General features: G+C 70.3%; 11 protein-coding genes and 1 pseudogene. 9 read left to right on the top strand and 3 right to left on the bottom strand.

Annotated elements, in window-relative coordinates; genetic code table 11:
* The first annotated feature begins 150 nt into the window (after positions 1 to 150).
* Both ACFWP5_RS09180 and ACFWP5_RS09175 read left to right on the top strand, forming a co-directional pair.
* Positions 151 to 846 carry a response regulator transcription factor gene (locus tag ACFWP5_RS09180; RefSeq protein WP_384152662.1) on the top strand — a complete coding sequence of 232 codons (696 nt, stop codon included), beginning with the start codon at positions 151 to 153 and terminating at the stop codon, positions 844 to 846.
* A 133-nt stretch (positions 847 to 979) separates the two neighbouring features.
* Complete coding sequence (locus ACFWP5_RS09175; RefSeq protein WP_384152659.1) at positions 980 to 2,437, top strand: ATP-binding protein; 1,458 nt, start codon at positions 980 to 982, stop codon at positions 2,435 to 2,437.
* Positions 2,438 to 2,613: 176 nt separating this feature from the next.
* On the opposite strand, the gene ACFWP5_RS09170 is transcribed toward ACFWP5_RS09175, so the two are convergent.
* On the bottom strand, positions 2,614 to 5,274 hold the full coding sequence (locus tag ACFWP5_RS09170) for an FAD/NAD(P)-binding protein (RefSeq protein WP_384152656.1): 2,661 nt from the start codon (positions 5,272 to 5,274) through the stop codon (positions 2,614 to 2,616).
* Between the two features lie 344 nt (positions 5,275 to 5,618).
* On the opposite strand from ACFWP5_RS09170, the gene ACFWP5_RS09165 reads away from it, so the two are divergent.
* Positions 5,619 to 6,863, top strand: coding sequence for an Ig-like domain-containing protein (locus ACFWP5_RS09165; RefSeq protein WP_384152653.1), 1,245 nt, complete (start codon positions 5,619 to 5,621; stop codon positions 6,861 to 6,863).
* A gap of 270 nt (positions 6,864 to 7,133) precedes the next feature.
* A complete protein-coding gene (locus ACFWP5_RS09160) occupies positions 7,134 to 8,537 on the top strand; it encodes a glycoside hydrolase family 16 protein (RefSeq protein WP_384152651.1) in 1,404 nt (467 codons plus the stop codon).
* A 101-nt stretch (positions 8,538 to 8,638) separates the two neighbouring features.
* On the opposite strand, the gene ACFWP5_RS09155 is transcribed toward ACFWP5_RS09160, so the two are convergent.
* On the bottom strand, positions 8,639 to 9,100 hold the full coding sequence (locus tag ACFWP5_RS09155) for a hypothetical protein (RefSeq protein ID WP_384152648.1): 462 nt from the start codon (positions 9,098 to 9,100) through the stop codon (positions 8,639 to 8,641).
* A 308-nt stretch (positions 9,101 to 9,408) separates the two neighbouring features.
* A complete protein-coding gene (locus tag ACFWP5_RS09150) occupies positions 9,409 to 10,308 on the bottom strand; it encodes a helix-turn-helix domain-containing protein (RefSeq protein WP_384152645.1) in 900 nt (299 codons plus the stop codon).
* Between the two features lie 146 nt (positions 10,309 to 10,454).
* Here ACFWP5_RS09150 and tkt point away from each other — a divergent pair, with 146 nt between their 5' ends.
* From tkt to ACFWP5_RS09125, 5 genes and pseudogenes are all read left to right on the top strand, one after another.
* Positions 10,455 to 12,530, top strand: coding sequence for a transketolase (gene tkt / locus ACFWP5_RS09145; protein ID WP_384152642.1), 2,076 nt, complete (start codon positions 10,455 to 10,457; stop codon positions 12,528 to 12,530).
* A gap of 19 nt (positions 12,531 to 12,549) precedes the next feature.
* Positions 12,550 to 13,725, top strand: coding sequence for a transaldolase (tal, locus tag ACFWP5_RS09140; RefSeq protein WP_384152639.1), 1,176 nt, complete (start codon positions 12,550 to 12,552; stop codon positions 13,723 to 13,725).
* Positions 13,722 to 15,329, top strand: coding sequence for a glucose-6-phosphate dehydrogenase (gene zwf, locus ACFWP5_RS09135; protein WP_384152636.1), 1,608 nt, complete (start codon positions 13,722 to 13,724; stop codon positions 15,327 to 15,329). The genes tal and zwf overlap by 4 nt, the downstream gene beginning before the upstream one ends.
* On the top strand, positions 15,326 to 16,261 hold the full coding sequence (gene opcA, locus ACFWP5_RS09130; RefSeq protein WP_384152633.1) for a glucose-6-phosphate dehydrogenase assembly protein OpcA: 936 nt from the start codon (positions 15,326 to 15,328) through the stop codon (positions 16,259 to 16,261). The genes zwf and opcA overlap by 4 nt, the downstream gene beginning before the upstream one ends.
* Positions 16,254 to 16,561, top strand: a pseudogene (locus tag ACFWP5_RS09125) (glucose-6-phosphate isomerase); the annotation flags it as partial. The gene opcA and the pseudogene ACFWP5_RS09125, both read left to right, overlap by 8 nt.

Raw genomic sequence — 16,561 nt, 5'->3', positions numbered from 1 at the left:
GGCGGGCGGGCCGCTGACCTGTGTCGATATCGGCTCGGCGGGAGGACCGGCCCGCGTGGTTCTTAGACTTCCTTGTTGTTCGCCGTCGATCCTGGGGGCCGGCGACGGTGCCCGTTCCCGCGGGTGTCGGTGAGGAAGTCGAGGTACTGCATGACGGCGGTGGGCCGGAAGCCGGAGGTGCTGGTGGTCGACGACGACCCCGGCGTGCGCGCGGCCCTGGATCTGGGACTCGGTCTTGAGGGCTTCACGGTCCGGCTGGCCGAGGACGGCGAGGCGGCACTCGACGAGGTCGCCGGCCGGCCGCCGTCGGTGATCGTCCTGGACGTGACGATGCCGGGCCTGTCCGGGGTCGACGTGGTCCGCGCGCTGCGCGCCCAGGGCCGGACGCTCCCGGTGTGCATGCTCTCCGCCCGCGACGAGGTCGACGACCGGGTCGCGGGGCTCGCGGCGGGCGCGGACGACTACGTCGTAAAACCGTTCTCCGTCGGGGAGTTGTCCGCTCGCCTGCACGCGATGGTGCGTCTGCACGAGTCGACGACCGAGCGGTCCCTGGTCGTCGGCGATGTCGCGATCGAGCCCGCGCGCCGCGTGGCTTCCCGGGCCGGACGCGAACTGCGGCTGACCACCCGCGAGTTCGACCTGCTGCTCGCGCTCGCCCACCGTCCCGGCCAAGTCCTGTCCCGGGCCCAGCTGTTGGAGCAGGTATGGGGCTACACCTGGGACGTGGACACCAATGTGGTGGACGTGTTCATCGGCTACCTCCGCAAGAAACTGGAGGCCGACGGCGGCCCCCGGGTGCTGCGCACCGTCCGCGGCATCGGCTTCGTCCTGCGCACCGGCCCGTGAGGGGGCTGCCGCGCGGTCCGCGCTCCCGGATCACGGCCGCGGTCATCCCTGCGTACCGGCCCGTAACGCAGCTGCCGCGCGGTCTACGCTCCCGAATCACGACCACGACCGGCCCCGCGATCCCACCCCCGACATGGCTACCGCCCAGCCCACGCCCCCACATCACATCCGCCGTCGCCCCGCGTACCGGCCCATGACGTGGCTGCCGCGCAGTCTGCGCTCCCGGATCACGGCCGCGGTCGTGCTGTTGGTGACTGTCGTGGTCGCGCTCGCCGGGCTGGTCATCGTCTCCCGGATCGACCACCGCGACCGTACCGACGTCGACCGCCAACTCGCCGCCCGCGCCGAGAAGGGCGACCAGGACGCGGACAAGCTCCGCGACCAGGGCGACCATCCGGGCACCGACGAGGAGAACGGGGACGACTACGGCGGCCTGCTCGCCGGCAGCCAGAGCCTGGTCCGGCTGGTCTCCGGCGGGAAGGTGATCGCCCAGCACGGTGAGACGCCGACCGCTCCGCTCCCGGTGCCCACCCGCGACGGCTACCGCACGATCGACACCGGTGGACAGACCTGGCGCTCACTGACCCGGTCCCTGAGCACCACCGGCGAGCGACTCGAAGTCCTCCAGGACATCGATCCCATCGAACGGCGGCTGGCGGACAACACCGTGATCGTCGCCGCCGTCACCCTCCTCGCCGCCCTCGCCACCGCCGGCGGCGTCTGGCTGCTCACGCGGATCATCCTCCAGCCGCTCGAACGCCTGCGGACCGGAGCCCTCGCGATCAGCGCGGACACGGCGGGACCCCAACTCCCCGCCGTCACGCGGCCGCAGGAGGTCGCCGACCTCTCCCACGCGCTGAACAGCATGCTGGACCAGTTGCGCGTCAGCATGGACTCCACCCGCCGTTTCACCGCCGACGCGGGCCACGAACTGCGCACCCCGCTCACCAGCATCGGCGTGACCCTGGAAACCCTCCAGCGCAACCCCGACCTCCCCGCGTCCCAACGGGCCCGGGCCCTGGAGGCGATGAGCGCGGAGCACCGCCGTATCACCGCGCTCCTCACCGGACTGCAGACCCTGGCCCGCGGCGACGCCCACGCCCTGCCCGAACGCACCGCTGTCGTCCTGAGCGAACTCCTCGACGAGGCCGTCGCCCACGCGGCACACCGCCACCCCACGACCACCTACCGGCTCACGGCCAACACCCCCGCGACCGTGCACGGTTGGCCCGTCGGCCTACGCCTGGCCGTCGACAACCTCCTCGACAACGCGGCCCTCCACGGCCGCCCCGACGGCACGGTGGACGTCCGGCTCAGCGAGGACGCGGGCACTGTCCGGATCACGGTCGGCGACGACGGCCCCGGCATCCCCGCCGATCAACAACAGGCCATGAAGGCCCGGTTCACCCGCGGCACCCGCACCCGTTCCCCCGGCTCCGGCCTCGGTCTCGCCCTCGTCGACCAACAGGCCCACCTCCACCACGGCACCCTCCACCTCGCCCCCGCCCCCGCCGGAGGCCTGGAGGCCACCCTCAGCCTCCCCGCGACACCGGAGGACGAGCCCCGCCAACGGCCCACTCCCGACGACTGACCACGACAACGGATCCAGACGCGGGCCTACGACGGGACACGCGTCCAACTCCCGCTCGCCCCACCCGTCTCACCCGAGCGACCCGGGCCGCCATCCGCCGGGACCGAGACACCGGATCCAGACCCGGGCCTACGACCGAGACGCGCGTCCAGCACCGGCGCCCACCCCCACCCGTCTCACCCGGGCAACCCCGCCAGCATCCGCCGATCCCGAGGCGCCGCCTTCCGGTCCAGCCGTGCGTCCAGCAGTCGCCGTGCCGCGTCGCACCGCCCCGCCGACACCAGCGCGTACAGCAACGTCTCCTCGACGACCTCGCGTTGGGCCGCGCTGCCGCCCACCTTGCGCAGGACCGGCAGCAGCGCGTCGAGGCCGTGGGCGGCTTCGTGGAAGCGGTGTTCGACGAGGGCGGCGAAGGCGTCGCAGAGCGGGGCGATGACCTCGCGCTGGACCGGGTCGGCGCCCGCCGCGTGGTCGCGCAGTCGGCGCAGGGCGGGTAGGTCACCGGCGGCGGTGAGGGCCACCGCCGCGTGCAGGGCGGTGAACGCGGTCGCCGGTCGCTCCAGCACCTCGCAGGCCACGGTGTCCAGGACGTCCGAAGTCGGCAGCTCCCCCTGCCAGTTGCCGCTGAGCCGGGCCCGCCACAGCAGTGACCCCGAGTCGACCAGCGCGCGTACCCCGGTCACCCGCCCCGGCGCCAACTGGGCGAACCAGCGCCTGCGTACGGCTGCCGGGTCGTCCAACGCGAGTTCGTGCAGGGCGATGTGCCAGGAGAAGTGGGCCCGGTGGACCGCGCCCCGGCCCTGCCCGGACACCCAGCCGTCGAGCCAGTCCCGGCCCGCCTCGTGGGCGCCGGACTCGTAGTGGACGTGGGCCAGCGCGTGCACGGCATGGCCGGATGCGGGCTCAACTCCCAGCGCGCGGTGGGCGAGTTCACCCGCCTCGTGCAGCCGGCCCTGTTCCTGGCGGAGGAACGCGAGCAGCGAGGTGTGGAACCAGTGCCCGTCGTAGGCGGGGGACGTGCGCTCGACCAGGCGCAGCGCGTAGTCGTCGTCCAGGTCGGTGGCGCCGGAGAAGGCGATGGTGGGTACGGCGGCGGCGAGGGCGAGCGCGTCGGCGGGGTGGGTGTCGAGGTGTCGTATCAACGCGCGGTCCCCGTCGGCGCATTGGACGCGGCGCGTGATCACGTCCACGAAGGAGCGTTCGCGTTCGTCGGCCCGTTCGTGTGCGCAGCGCTGGGCGTCGGCGAGTGCCCGGGGTACGTCGACGTCGGCTCCGCACTCGTGGCCGAGCAGGGCCAACGCCGCGTGTCCCAGGGCGAATCCGGGGTCCAGGGCGACCGCGCGGGTGAAGGCGTCCTCGGCTCCGGCACGCACTTTGAGGACTCGGTCGAGTCCGTTGCGGTACGCGGTGGCGGCTTCGGCGTGGGTCGACAGGGGGAGTCCGAGTCCGTCGACGGGCCTGCGGCGGGCGCGGCGGGCCGGTGGGGCGAGCAGGTGCCGGGCTAGAGCGGCGGCCTGGACGCGGATCTCGGGGATCGCGGTGGTCTCCCAGAGTTCGCCGCGCCTGGGGGCGCCGAGCGTGAACAGCGGTCGCAGGGAACGGCCTTGGGTGTCGAGGAGGCGTCCGTCGCGGGTGGCGACCCCCATGCCGAGCGGTCCGGGCACGGCCGCCCCGGTCTCGAACAGCCCGCGCCACAACGGGTCTTCGAGCCGTTGGCCCGGTCCGGTGCAGTCGATCACCCAACCGACGTGCAGCGTACGGCCGTTGGCGAGCGTGACGACCAACTGGCCGTCGTTCTCCACCGCGTCGGCGATCGTGCCCGCGTGGACCTGGAGGCGGCGTGCGGTGCGGGCCCGGGTCACCGACTCGGCGGTGGTGGGTGCCATGCGGTGGCGATGGGTGTTCCAGAGGGCGCCCTCGTGGGTGAGGAACTCCCCGCGTTCTTCGGGGGTGAGGCTTCGCCAGAGTCTCGCGGTGTGCGGGCGCAGGCTGTCGAGTGCGGGCCGCCAGTCGCCGCGGGTGCGGACCGAGCAGCTGACGTGCCGGTAGACGGTTCGGCGCAGTGCGTTCAGTGTCAGGTCGCGGGGCCAGCTCGGTGCCTCCATCGCGCCGGCCGGTCCCAACGCGTGGGGCTGGGGCAGGAGTCCGCTGCGGGAGACGGCGTGGACCGTGCGTTCGGGGCGGTCGAGGGTGAGGGCGAGGTCCACGGCGGTGAGGCCCGTGCCGACGAGGAGGAGGTCGGCGGTGTCCTCGCGTACGGTGTCCAACGCACCGGGTTCCCAGGGCGAGTTGACGAAGCGGGGCGAGGTGCGCAGGGCGGGCGGGGCCCAGGCGGCGGTCGGGGCGGCGGGGCCGGTGGCGAGGACGGCGCTGTCGGCGGTGAGGAGTCCCCCGTCGGCGAGGTGGAGTTCCACCGGGCCTTCGGGGGTGCCGGTACAGCTCTCGGCGCGGGTGCGCAGCCGTCGTACGGAGACCGTGCCGTGGGAGCGGACGACGGCCTGGGCGAGGGTGTCGGCGAGGTAGGCGCCGTAGCGGTAGCGGGTGGCGAAGTCGGCGCCGGAGACGGTGGGTTCGCCGTGGCGGCAGAGCCAGCGGGTGAAGTGGCCGGGGTCGTCGGGATAGCAACTCATGCCGCCCGCCGGGACGTTGAGCCGGTGGCGTGGATCGGGGGTCGCGTAGGCGGTGCCGCGGCCGGCCTCCGGGGCCGGGTCGACCAGCACCAGGTCGAGGGGGGTCCGGCGGCGGGTGGCCGTCTCGCACAGCTGGACGGCGGTCAGGGTGCCCGCCGCGCCGGCTCCGACGATCGCCACGGTGGGCCGCTTGCGGACTTCGGTCACGAATGCCTCCGGCGCTGGTCTGCCGCGGAGCCCCGTCGAAACGGAACTCCGCCTTCAGTTCCTTCCTCACTATTCCGACCGGGTAGGTGGGGAAGCCATGGCGGGACGGGGATCTCACCGGATACTCAGGGCACCGGTCGGCGCCTTCATACTCTGTTCACACTCCCGGAGCGTCCGGCAACCGTGGTTTCAGGCCTTCCTTCAGGCTCTCTTCACAGGAATCTCAGGTTGAGCCCCTGGGATTCAAAGATTCAACCCATGCAAGTGGCGCAGGATGCAACGGCACTGGTGATCTCGTCGCGTATGGCCAGGGGGTGTGCGCGACATACGGAGGAAGGCGTGCCGTGGGCGTGTCGCACATATCCAACCGGTCCGAGAAGCAGTCGGAGAGGTGGTCCCGTCGTGGGGTCCTCACCGTGCTCGGGGTGGTGCCGGCCGCCGTCCTGACCGGTTGCAGCGGCTCGGCGGGCGCCGCGGAGAGCTCGTCGTCCGGCGGTTCGTCGGCGACGGCGTCGGTGAAGGCCCCGAAGGTGCCGACCGTCACGGTCCTACCCGCGGACGGCACCAAGAAGGCTGCCTTCACCACCCCGGTCACGGTCACTGTGGCCGACGGCACGCTCTCCACGGTGAAGGTGACCGGCAACGACGGCTCCACGCTGGCCGGGACGTTCAACGACGCCAAGACGACATGGACGTCCACGAAGAACCCGTACTCGGGCACGAAGTACACGGTCGCGGCGCAGGCCCAGGGCGCCGCCGCGAAGACCGCGACCTTCACCACCAAGGCGCCCGGCGAGACCTTCGTCGGCTACTTCACCCCCGAGGCGAACTCCACCTCCGGCGTCGGCATGCCCGTGTCGATCAACTTCACGCACGCCGTCAAGGACCGGGCCGCTGTCCAGAAGGCGATCACGGTCACCGCCGAGCCCGCCGTCGAGGTGGTCGGCCACTGGTTCAGCGACACCCGGCTCGACTTCCGCCCCGAGACGTACTGGGCGGCCGGCACGAAGATCACGCTCAGCCTCCGCCTGAAGGACATCGAGGGCCAGGACGGCATCTACGGCGTCCAGTCCAAGGACGTCACCTTCGACATCGGTCGCGAGCAGATCAGCACGGTCGACCTGTCCAGCAAGGAGATGGTCGTCAAGCGGGACGGTAAGACCCTCGCCACCTACCCGGTCAGCGGCGGCAACGCCCAGCACACCACCTGGGCCGGGATCATGGTGATCAGCGAGCGGTTCAAGCAGACCCGCATGGAGTCCTCGACGGTCGGGCTCGGCGACGAGTACGACATCTCCGACGTCCCGCACGCCCAGCGTCTGACCACCTCCGGCACCTTCGTGCACGGCAACTACTGGGCGTCCACCTCGGTGTTCGGCAGCGAGAACACCAGCCACGGCTGCGTCGGCCTGCACGACGCGAAGGGCGCCAACGACAGTTCGGTGGCGGGCTACAAGTTCTACGACAGCTCGATGCTCGGCGACGTGGTCATCGTGAAGAACTCCGGCGACAAGACCGTGGCGGCGGACAACGGCCTCAACGGCTGGAACCTGTCCTGGGCGAACTGGAAGGCGGGGAGCGCGGTCTGAGTCCTGGCGGCGCGTTCCAGGTCCCGGCTGCGCCCCCGGCCGCTCCCGGGCAGCCCCCGGGCAGGCTTTGGTCCCGGCCGGGGATACCGCTCGGAACCTCCCCATTCACCGCATTCATCACCTGAACTCCCGCACGGCGAAAGGACTTTCCCGGCTTCACCTCTTGACGCCCGGAGTGGCTGAGAGCACATTGACCGCGCGCCCACTGCGTGAGAGCGCTCTCAGGCAGGTGCGGCACCCGCATCCCCACTCCGTATCCGAGAGGCACCGATGAGTGAAACCTCCGGCAGGCAGCGCAGACCCCGCCCCTTCAGGCGCGTCCTGATCGCCGTCCTCAGCACCCTCGGCCTGGCGGCCGCCACCGCCACGGCCTTCACCCTGCCCGCGAACGCCTCCGCGCCCACGCCGCCGTCGGGCTGGACGCAGGTCTTCCTGGACGACTTCAACGGCTCCGCGGGCACCGGTGTCTCCACCACCAACTGGCAGTACGACACCGGGACTTCGTACCCGGGCGGGGCCGCCAACTGGGGCACCGGCGAGGTCGAGACGATGACCTCCTCCACCAACAACGTGGCCCTCGACGGCAACGGCAACCTGCTGATCACCCCGCGCCGGGACGCCTCCGGCAACTGGACCTCGGGCCGTATCGAGACCAACCGCACCGACTTCCAGCCGCCGGCCGGCGGGAAGCTCCGGGTCGAGGCCCGTATCCAACTCCCCAACGTCACCGGCTCGTCGGCGCTCGGCTACTGGCCCGCGTTCTGGATGCTGGGCGCGCCGTACCGGGGCAACTACCAGAACTGGCCCGGTGTGGGCGAGTTGGACATCATGGAGAACGTCCAGGGTCTCAACACCGACTGGTCCACGGTGCATTGCGGCACCAGCCCGGGTGGTCCGTGCAACGAGACGACCGGTATCGGCGGTTCGACGGCGTGCACGGGCACGACCTGCCAGGCCGGCTTCCACACGTACGCGATGGAGTGGGACCGCTCGACCAGCCCCCAGCAGATCCGCTACTACCTCGACGGCGTCAACTTCGAGACGGTGAACTCCAGTCAGGTCGACGCGACGACGTGGGCGAACGCGACGAACCACGGCTTCTTCATCATCCTGAACGTGGCGATGGGCGGCGGCTTCCCGGACGCGTTCGGCGGCGGCCCCACCAGCACCACCGACCCGAACCACCCGATGACGGTGGACTACGTCCAGGTGCTCCAGTCCACGGGCAGTGGGAGCGGTACCACACCCCCGCCGACCGGCAACCGGGACGCCTACAGTGCCGTCCAGGCCGAGTCCTACGACAGCCAGTCCGGCACCATCGCCGAGACCACCACGGACACGGGCGGCGGCCAGGACATCGGCTCCATCGCCAACGGCGACTGGGCGCTCTACAAAGGCGTCAACTTCGGTTCCACGGCGGCCACCCAGTTCTACGCCCGGGTCGCCAGCGGCGCCGCGAGCGGCGTCAGCGGCCTGGTCCAGGTACGCCTCGACAGCCCCACCGCGACCCCGATCGGCAGCTTCGCGCTGGCCAACTCCGGGGGCTGGCAGTCATGGAGGACGGTACCGGCCAACATCAGCTCGGTCACCGGCACCCACGACGTCTATCTCACCTTCACCAGCGGCCAGCCGGCGGACTTCGTGAACGTGAACTGGTTCGACTTCGGTCACTGATCCCCGACTCCCCACGAGCAGGGGGCTCCACGCACTGAGCCGAAGCGCGATAGGTGTCACAAAGGCAGGTTTGTTGTCCCCGGGGTCGGCGGCTATGTCCTTTACCGAGAGTCTTGTCCGCCGAACCCGGAGTCGTGTCCCTCGACGGGCCGATGTGGTCGGCGCTCCGGAAGCCGTGTGATCGCGGCGCTCACTGCCAACCCGAGCGTGACACCGACAGCGGCGGCGACGCTCTGCGCCCAGGCATTGTCGAGAGAGTCGGGCAGGACGGCGCTGGTGAGCCGGGTGGCGCCCCACAGGACTGTTACCGCGGCCAGTGCGGCCGGCCAGCGGTGCGGTACCCCGTCGCTGATGTCGTCGACGATATGGAAGAGGAGCAGCAGCGCCATGAGGAAGCTGCCGTCGAAATCATCCCAGCCGAGCGCGGTGAACCCGGCCCCGAAGGCAAGCACGAACAGCCAGAGCCCCACCAGTCGCCGGACGGACGTGGGCGGCTGTCGCCTCGCACCATGCCAAGGCCAAAAGAACCGTGTGATGTGCTGGACGATCGCGTACTTCTGCATGACTCGCGTCCTGATCCCCCGGGGTAGCCGACTCCCGCCGGCGCTCAGTGGTAGGACGCACAGGAGCAGGACGCGGTTGTGGTGAAGTGTCGCCGCATGGAACCGCCTCGGGGAGCCAGAGGCTGTCGATCTTCGCTCCTGGTGACAGAAGGGCTGCCGAGTGAGCATGTGTGACAAGCCGCGTGCTTCGCTGGTGACAACCAGGCCGCTTCGACGGTCCTGTACACCGGTTCTTCTGGCTCCCCTGGTGACAACTTCCGTGCTTCGGCTCACGCACACACGTGGAGCCCCCTTTTTTTGACGAGGTCTCAGCGCAGCTCCGCCCGAAACCCCGCCGGCGTCAGATCCGTGTGCTGATGGAAGAACTTGGAGAAGTTCGCCGCGTCGGGGAAGCCAACTGCCGCACCGACCCGGCCGATCGGCAGGTCCGTGTGGGCCAGGAGACGCTTCGCCTCCAGGACGACGCGTTTGTCGATGAAGCCCTTGGGGGTCTCGCCGGTGGCGGCGCGGACCGCGCGGACGAGGGTGCGGCGGGAGTAGCCGAGGGCGTCGGCGTAGGCGCTGACGCTGTGGTTGGTGGCGAAGCCCTTCTCTACGGCGTTCCGGAAGAGGGTGAACGTCGTGTCGGCCTGTCGCGCGGCATCCTCGGCCGAGCTCGCCGCCAGGTGCGCCAGGCGCAGCAGGAACGCCGTCAGGGAGTGGCGCAGCACCGAGGTGTGCAGGCTCAGGGGGAGGGTCTCCGTGTCCTCGTACTCGCGTTGGAGCTGGCCCAGTGAGGCGCGCAGTGCGGCGAGGCGGGGCTCGTCGGGGTGCAGGACGGGCGGGAGGTCGTAGCGGTAGAGGCCTGTCGCCTCGACCGTGGCGCGCGGGAGGAAGCCGGGCTGCATCGTCAGGACGGTGCCTCGGTACTCGCTGGTCGAGGAGAAGCGGTGGACCTGGCCTGGGCGGATCCACAGGATGTCGCCGGCGGTCACCTCGTACTCGGCGAAGTCGATCATGTGGCGGACCGGGCCGCCGGAGAAGAGCATCACCACATGGAAGTCGATGCGGTGGACGCGGTGCAGGGGTGCGTCGGCGTGCCAGGTGTGACCGGTGCCCATCGCGCCGACCTGCATGCCGACGCCGCAGACACTCAGATCGACAGGGAAGGGAAACGTTCTGATCACGTCGCCGTCACCGCCGACGTCTTGGATAGTTCTGTCCGTCATGTCCTTCTCGTGTCGCCTCAGCGCTGCTGCCGGTGTCCCACTTTCACCACAGGCTGGCACACCGGCACCTTCCCTCGTAAAAGTCAGACTTTTAGATTTGAAGACGTCCGAGCAGTTCTTCCGCTCTTACCGAGGACTTCTTGAAGATGAACGCGCACACACCTGACAGCTTCGAGTGGACCGATCTCGACCGTCGAGCCGTCGACACCGCCCGTGTTCTGGCCGCTGACGCGGTGCAGAAGGTCGGCAACGGCCACCCCGGCACCGCGATGGCCCTGGCTCCCGCCGCGTACACGATCTTTCAGAAGGTGATGCGTCACGACCCCGCGGATCCCGAGTGGACCGGCCGTGACCGCTTCGTCCTCTCCCCCGGCCACACCTCGCTGACGCTCTACACGCAGTTGTACCTCGCCGGGTACGAGCTGGAGCTGGACGATCTGAAGGCGTTCCGGACGCACGGTTCGAAGACGCCTGGCCACCCCGAGTACGGGCACACGGCCGGTGTGGAGACCACGACAGGACCGCTCGGACAGGGTGTCGCCAACGCGGTGGGCATGGCCATGGCCGCCCGCTACGAGCGCGGCCTGTTCGACCCCGAGGCCCCCGAGGGCGAGTCGCCCTTCGACCACACCGTCTGGGCGATCGTCTCCGACGGCGACCTGGAGGAGGGCATCTCCGCCGAGGCCTCCTCGCTGGCCGGCCACCAGAAGCTCGGCAACCTCGTCTTCGTCTACGACGACAACCACATCTCCATCGAGGGCGACACCGCGACCGCCTTCTCCGAGGACGTGCTGAAGCGGTACGAGGCCTACGGCTGGCACACCCAGCGCATCGAGCCCGCCGCCGACGGCGACATCGACACCAGCGCGCTGTACACGGCGCTCAGGACGGCGCAGGCGGAGACCGAGCGCCCCTCGATCATCGCGATGCGCACGATCATCGCCTGGCCTGCCCCGAACGCCCAGAACACCGAGGCCGCCCACGGCTCCGCGCTCGGCGCCGACGAGATCGCCGCCACCAAGCGCGTCCTCGGCTTCGACCCCGAGAAGTCCTTCGAGGTCGCCGACGAGGTCATCGCCCACTCCCGCCAGGCCCTCGACCGGGGCGCCGAGGCACACTCCGCCTGGGACAAGCAGCTCGACAAGTGGCGCGGCGCCCAGCCCGAGCGCGCGAAGCTCTTCGACCGGATCGTCGCCGGTCAGCTCCCCGAGGGCTGGGAGCAGTCCCTCCCGGTCTTCGAGGCGGGCTCCTCCGTCGCCACCCGCGCCGCCTCCGGCAAGACCCTCCAGGCGCTCGGCGCGGTCCTGCCCGAGCTGTGGGGCGGCTCCGCCGACCTGGCCGGCTCGAACAACACCACCATCGACAAGACGTCGTCCTTCCTCCCGACGGGCAACCCGCTGCCGGAGGCCGACCCGTACGGCCGTACGATCCACTTCGGTATCCGCGAGCACTCGATGGCGGCCGAGATGAACGGCATCGCCCTGCACGGCAACACCCGTGTCTACGGCGGCACCTTCCTGGTGTTCTCCGACTACATGCGCAACGCCGTCCGCCTCTCCGCGCTGATGCAGCTCCCGGTGACGTACGTGTGGACGCACGACTCCATCGGTCTCGGTGAGGACGGCCCCACGCACCAGCCGGTCGAGCACCTCGCCTCGCTGCGCGCGATCCCGGGCCTGAACATCGTGCGCCCGGCCGACGCCAACGAAACCGCGATCGCCTGGGCCGAGATCCTCAAGCGGCACGCCACGAAGCCCGCCCCGCACGGCCTCGCGCTGACCCGCCAGGGCGTTCCGACCTACGAGCCCAACCCCGATGCGGCGCGCGGCGGTTACGTCCTCAAGGACTCCTCCACCGAGACCCCGGACGTCGTGCTCATCGCGACCGGTTCCGAGGTCCACCTCGCCGTCGAGGCGCGGGAGCAGCTGGAGGCCGAGGGGGTCGGTACCCGGGTGGTGTCGATGCCGTCCGTGGAATGGTTCGAGGAGCAGTCGCGCGAGTACCGCGACAGCGTCCTTCCGCCGTCCGTGAAGGCCCGCGTTGCGGTCGAGGCCGGGATCGGTCTCACGTGGTACCGGTTCGTGGGTGACGCAGGACGCATCGTCTCCCTCGAACACTTCGGCGCCTCCGCCGATGCCAAGACCCTGTTCGCCGAGTTCGGTTTCACCGCCGGGAACGTCGCCGCAGCAGCCCAGGAATCCCTTGCCGCCGCGCGCGGTTGATCCGATCGCCAGAAAGAAGATGATCACAGTGACCGAAGTGACCGCATCCGCGGGAGCACTCAAGCGCCTGTCCGACGAGGGCGTCTCCATCTGGCTGGACGACCTGTCGCGCAAGCGGATCGAGTCCGGCAACCTCGCCGAGCTCGTCGACACCAGGAACGTCGTCGGTGTCACCACCAACCCGTCGATCTTCCAGGCCGCCATCGGCTCCGGCGAGGGTTACGAGGAGCAGCTGGCCGACCTGGCCGTGCGCGCCGTGACGGTCGAAGAGGCCGTACGGATGATGACCACCGCCGACGTCCGCGCCGCCGCCGACATCCTGCGCCCGGTCTACGAGGCGACCGGCGGCCGGGACGGCCGGGTCTCCATCGAGGTCGACCCCCGGCTCGCCCACAACACGCCGGCCACCATCGCCGAGGCCAAGCAGCTCTTCTGGCTGGTGGACCGCCCCAACGTGATGATCAAGATCCCGGCGACGAAGGCCGGTCTCCCGGCCATCACCGAGGTCATCGGCAAGGGCATCAGCGTCAACGTCACGCTGATCTTCTCCCTGGAGCGCTACCGCGAGGTCATGGACGCCTACCTGGCCGGCCTGGAGAAGGCGCAGGCCGCCGGCATCGACCTGGCGACCATCCACTCCGTGGCGTCCTTCTTCGTCTCCCGCGTCGACTCCGAGATCGACAAGCGCCTCACCGCGCTCGCCACTGGGGGCACCTCCCAGGCTTTCGGCACTGGGGGAGAGGCACTGGCCCTCAAGGGCAAGGCCGCACTCGCCAACGCGCGGCTCGCCTACGAGGCCTACGAAGAGGTCTTCGCCGGTGACCGCTTCACCGCCCTCGCGGGTGCCAAGGCCAACAAGCAGCGCCCCCTGTGGGCCTCGACCGGCGTGAAGGACCCGTCGTACAAGGACACCCTGTACGTCGACGAGCTGGTCGCGCCCGGCACGGTCAACACCATGCCGGAGGCGACGCTGAACGCCACCGCCGACCACGGCGACATCCACGGCGACACGGTGACCGGCGGCTACGCGCAGGCCCGCGCCGACCTGGACGCCGTAGAACGGCTCGGGATCTCGTACGACGTGGTCGTCAAGCAGCTGGAGGACGAGGGCGTCGCCAAGTTCGAGGCGGCCTGGCAGGACCTGCTGGACGCCGTCGCGAAGTCGCTGAGCGGCAAGGGGGTCGACGGGGAATGAGCGAGGAGCTTCCCGTAACGAAAGCGGCCGAGGCCGCCGGGCAGGTGCTGACCGTCGAGGCGCTCGCGGACGCGCTCGACCTCGACTGGGACAACCCGCTGCGTGACGCGCGCGACCGCCGGCTCCCTCGTATCGCGGGGCCGTCCGGGCTGGTCATCTTCGGTGTCACCGGCGACCTGTCCCGCAAGAAGCTGATGCCGGCCGTCTACGACCTGGCCAACCGCGGCATGCTGCCGCCGGGCTTCTCCCTCGTCGGGTTCGCCCGGCGGGACTGGGAGGACCAGGACTTCGCGCAGGTGGTGCACGACTCGGTGCGCGAGCACTCCCGGACCGAGTTCCGTGAGGAGGTCTGGCAGCAGCTCGCCGAGGGCATGCGGTTCATCCCGGGCGACTTCGACGACGACACGGCGTTCAAGCAACTGCGCGCGGCGGTGGACGAGTTGGACACCTCCCGGGGTACCAGCGGCAACTACGCGTTCTACCTGTCCGTACCTCCGAAGTTCTTCCCGAAGGTCGTCCAGCAGCTGAAGAAGCACGGCCTCGCGACGGCCGCCGAGGGATCCTGGCGGCGCGCGGTCATCGAGAAGCCGTTCGGCCGCGACCTGAAGAGCGCGCGCGAGCTGAACAAGATCGTGCACGAGGTGTTCGACCCGGACCAGGTGTTCCGTATCGATCACTACCTCGGCAAGGAGACCGTCCAGAACATCCTGGCGCTGCGCTTCGCCAACCAGATGTACGAGCCCATCTGGAACCGGTCCTACGTCGACCACATCCAGATCACGATGGCCGAGGACATCGGCATCGGCGGGCGGGCCGGCTACTACGACGGCATCGGCTCGGCCCGTGACGTCATCCAGAACCACCTCCTGCAGCTGATGGCGCTGACCGCCATGGAGGAGCCGATCGCCTTCGACGAGGAGGCGCTGCTCACCGAGAAGCTCAAGGTGCTGAAGTCGGTACGGCTGCCCCAGGAGCTGGGCGAGCACACGGTGTTCGGGCAGTACGCGGAGGGCTGGCAGGGCGGCGAGAAGGTCGTCGGCTACCTGGAGGAAGACGGCATCGACCCCAAGTCGAAGACCGACACCTACGCGGCCGTCAAGCTGGAGGTCGACAACCGCCGCTGGGCGGGCATCCCCTTCTACCTGCGCACCGGCAAGCGTCTCGGCCGGCGCGTCACGGAGATCGCGGTCGTCTTCAAGCGCGCCCCGCACTCCCCCTTCGACTCCAGCGCCACCGAGGAGCTGGGCCAGAACGCGATCGTGATCCGCGTGCAGCCCGACGAGGGCATGACGGTCCGTTTCGGCTCCAAGGTGCCGGGCACCTCGATGGAGATCCGGGACGTGTCCATGGACTTCGCCTACGGCGAGTCGTTCACGGAGTCGAGCCCGGAGGCGTACGAGCGGCTCATCCTGGATGTGCTGCTCGGCGACGCCAACCTGTTCCCGCGCCACCAGGAAGTGGAAGAGTCCTGGAAGATCCTCGACCCGATCGAGGAGTACTGGGCACAGAACGGCAAGCCCGCGCAGTACTCCTCGGGCAGTTGGGGTCCCGAGGAGGCGGACGAGATGCTCGCACGAGACGGACGGAGCTGGCGCAGGCCATGAAGATCGACCTGAGCGACACCACGGCAAGCAAGATCAACAAGGCGCTGGTGCAGGGTCGCCGCGACATCGGCACCCCTGCCGTGGGCATGGTCCTGACGATGGTCATCGTCACGGACGAGGAGAACGCCTACGACTCGATCAAGGCGGCCGAGGAGGCCTCGCACGAGCACCCCTCGCGCACCCTGGTCGTCATCAAGCGGCACGCCCGCACCCCGCGCGACCGCACCAACTCGCACCTCGACGCCGAGGTCCGGGTGGGCACCGACGCCGGCACCGGCGAGACGGTCGTGCTGCGGACCTACGGCGAGGTGTCCGACCACGCCGACTCCGTGGTGCTGCCGCTGCTGCTGCCGGACGCGCCGGTCGTCGTGTGGTGGCCGGCGGAGGCTCCCGAGGTCCCGTCGAAGGACCCGCTGGGCGCCCTCGCACAGCGCCGGATCACCGACCTGTACGCGGCGGCGAACCCCATCGAGGCCCTGGACACCCGCGGCCGTGCCTACGCGCCCGGTGACACCGACCTCGCCTGGACCCGGCTGACCCCGTGGCGCTCGATGCTGGCGGCGGCCCTCGACCAGGCCAAGTCCAAGATCACCTCGGGTGCCGTGGAGAGCGAGGCCGACAACCCGGCCGCCGAGCTGCTGGCCCGCTGGCTGGAGGCACGCCTCAAGGTGAAGATCGACCGCGTGGTCACCGCGGGACCGGTCATCACGGCCGTCCGCCTGGGCACCGGGGCCGGCGAGGTCGTCATCGACCGTCCCGAGGGCCCGCTGGCCACGCTGACCCTGCCCGGGCAGCCCTCCCGCACCCTCGCGCTGAAGGTCCGCACGACGTCCGAACTGATCGCCGAGGAGCTCAGGCGCCTCGACGCCGACGAGATGTACGCCATCGCCCTCCGGGCCGAGGGCACCAAGGAGACCCCTTCTCATGTCTGACTCCCCCAAGCTCACCCGGCGACCGGAGTGGGCCGCGCTGGAGGACCACCGCGCGGGTCAACTGCACCCGCAGTTGCGTGAGTTGTTCGCGGCGGACCCGGGGCGCGCGGAGCGGTACGTGGTCACCGTCGGCGATCTGCGCATCGACTACTCCAAGCATCTGATCACGGACGAGACCCTCGCCCTGCTGCAGGAACTCGCCACCGCCACCGGTGTGTTCGGCCTCCGGGACGCCATGTTCCGCGGCGAGAAGATCAACGTCACCGAGGACCGCGCGGTCCTGCACACCGCGCTGCGCGC

Source organism: Streptomyces sp. NPDC058469 (assembly GCF_042721125.1).
Classification (GTDB): Bacteria; Actinomycetota; Actinomycetes; order Streptomycetales; family Streptomycetaceae; genus Streptomyces.
Note: the sequence above shows the minus strand (reverse complement) of the source record. Positions and strands in the feature narration are given on the sequence as shown.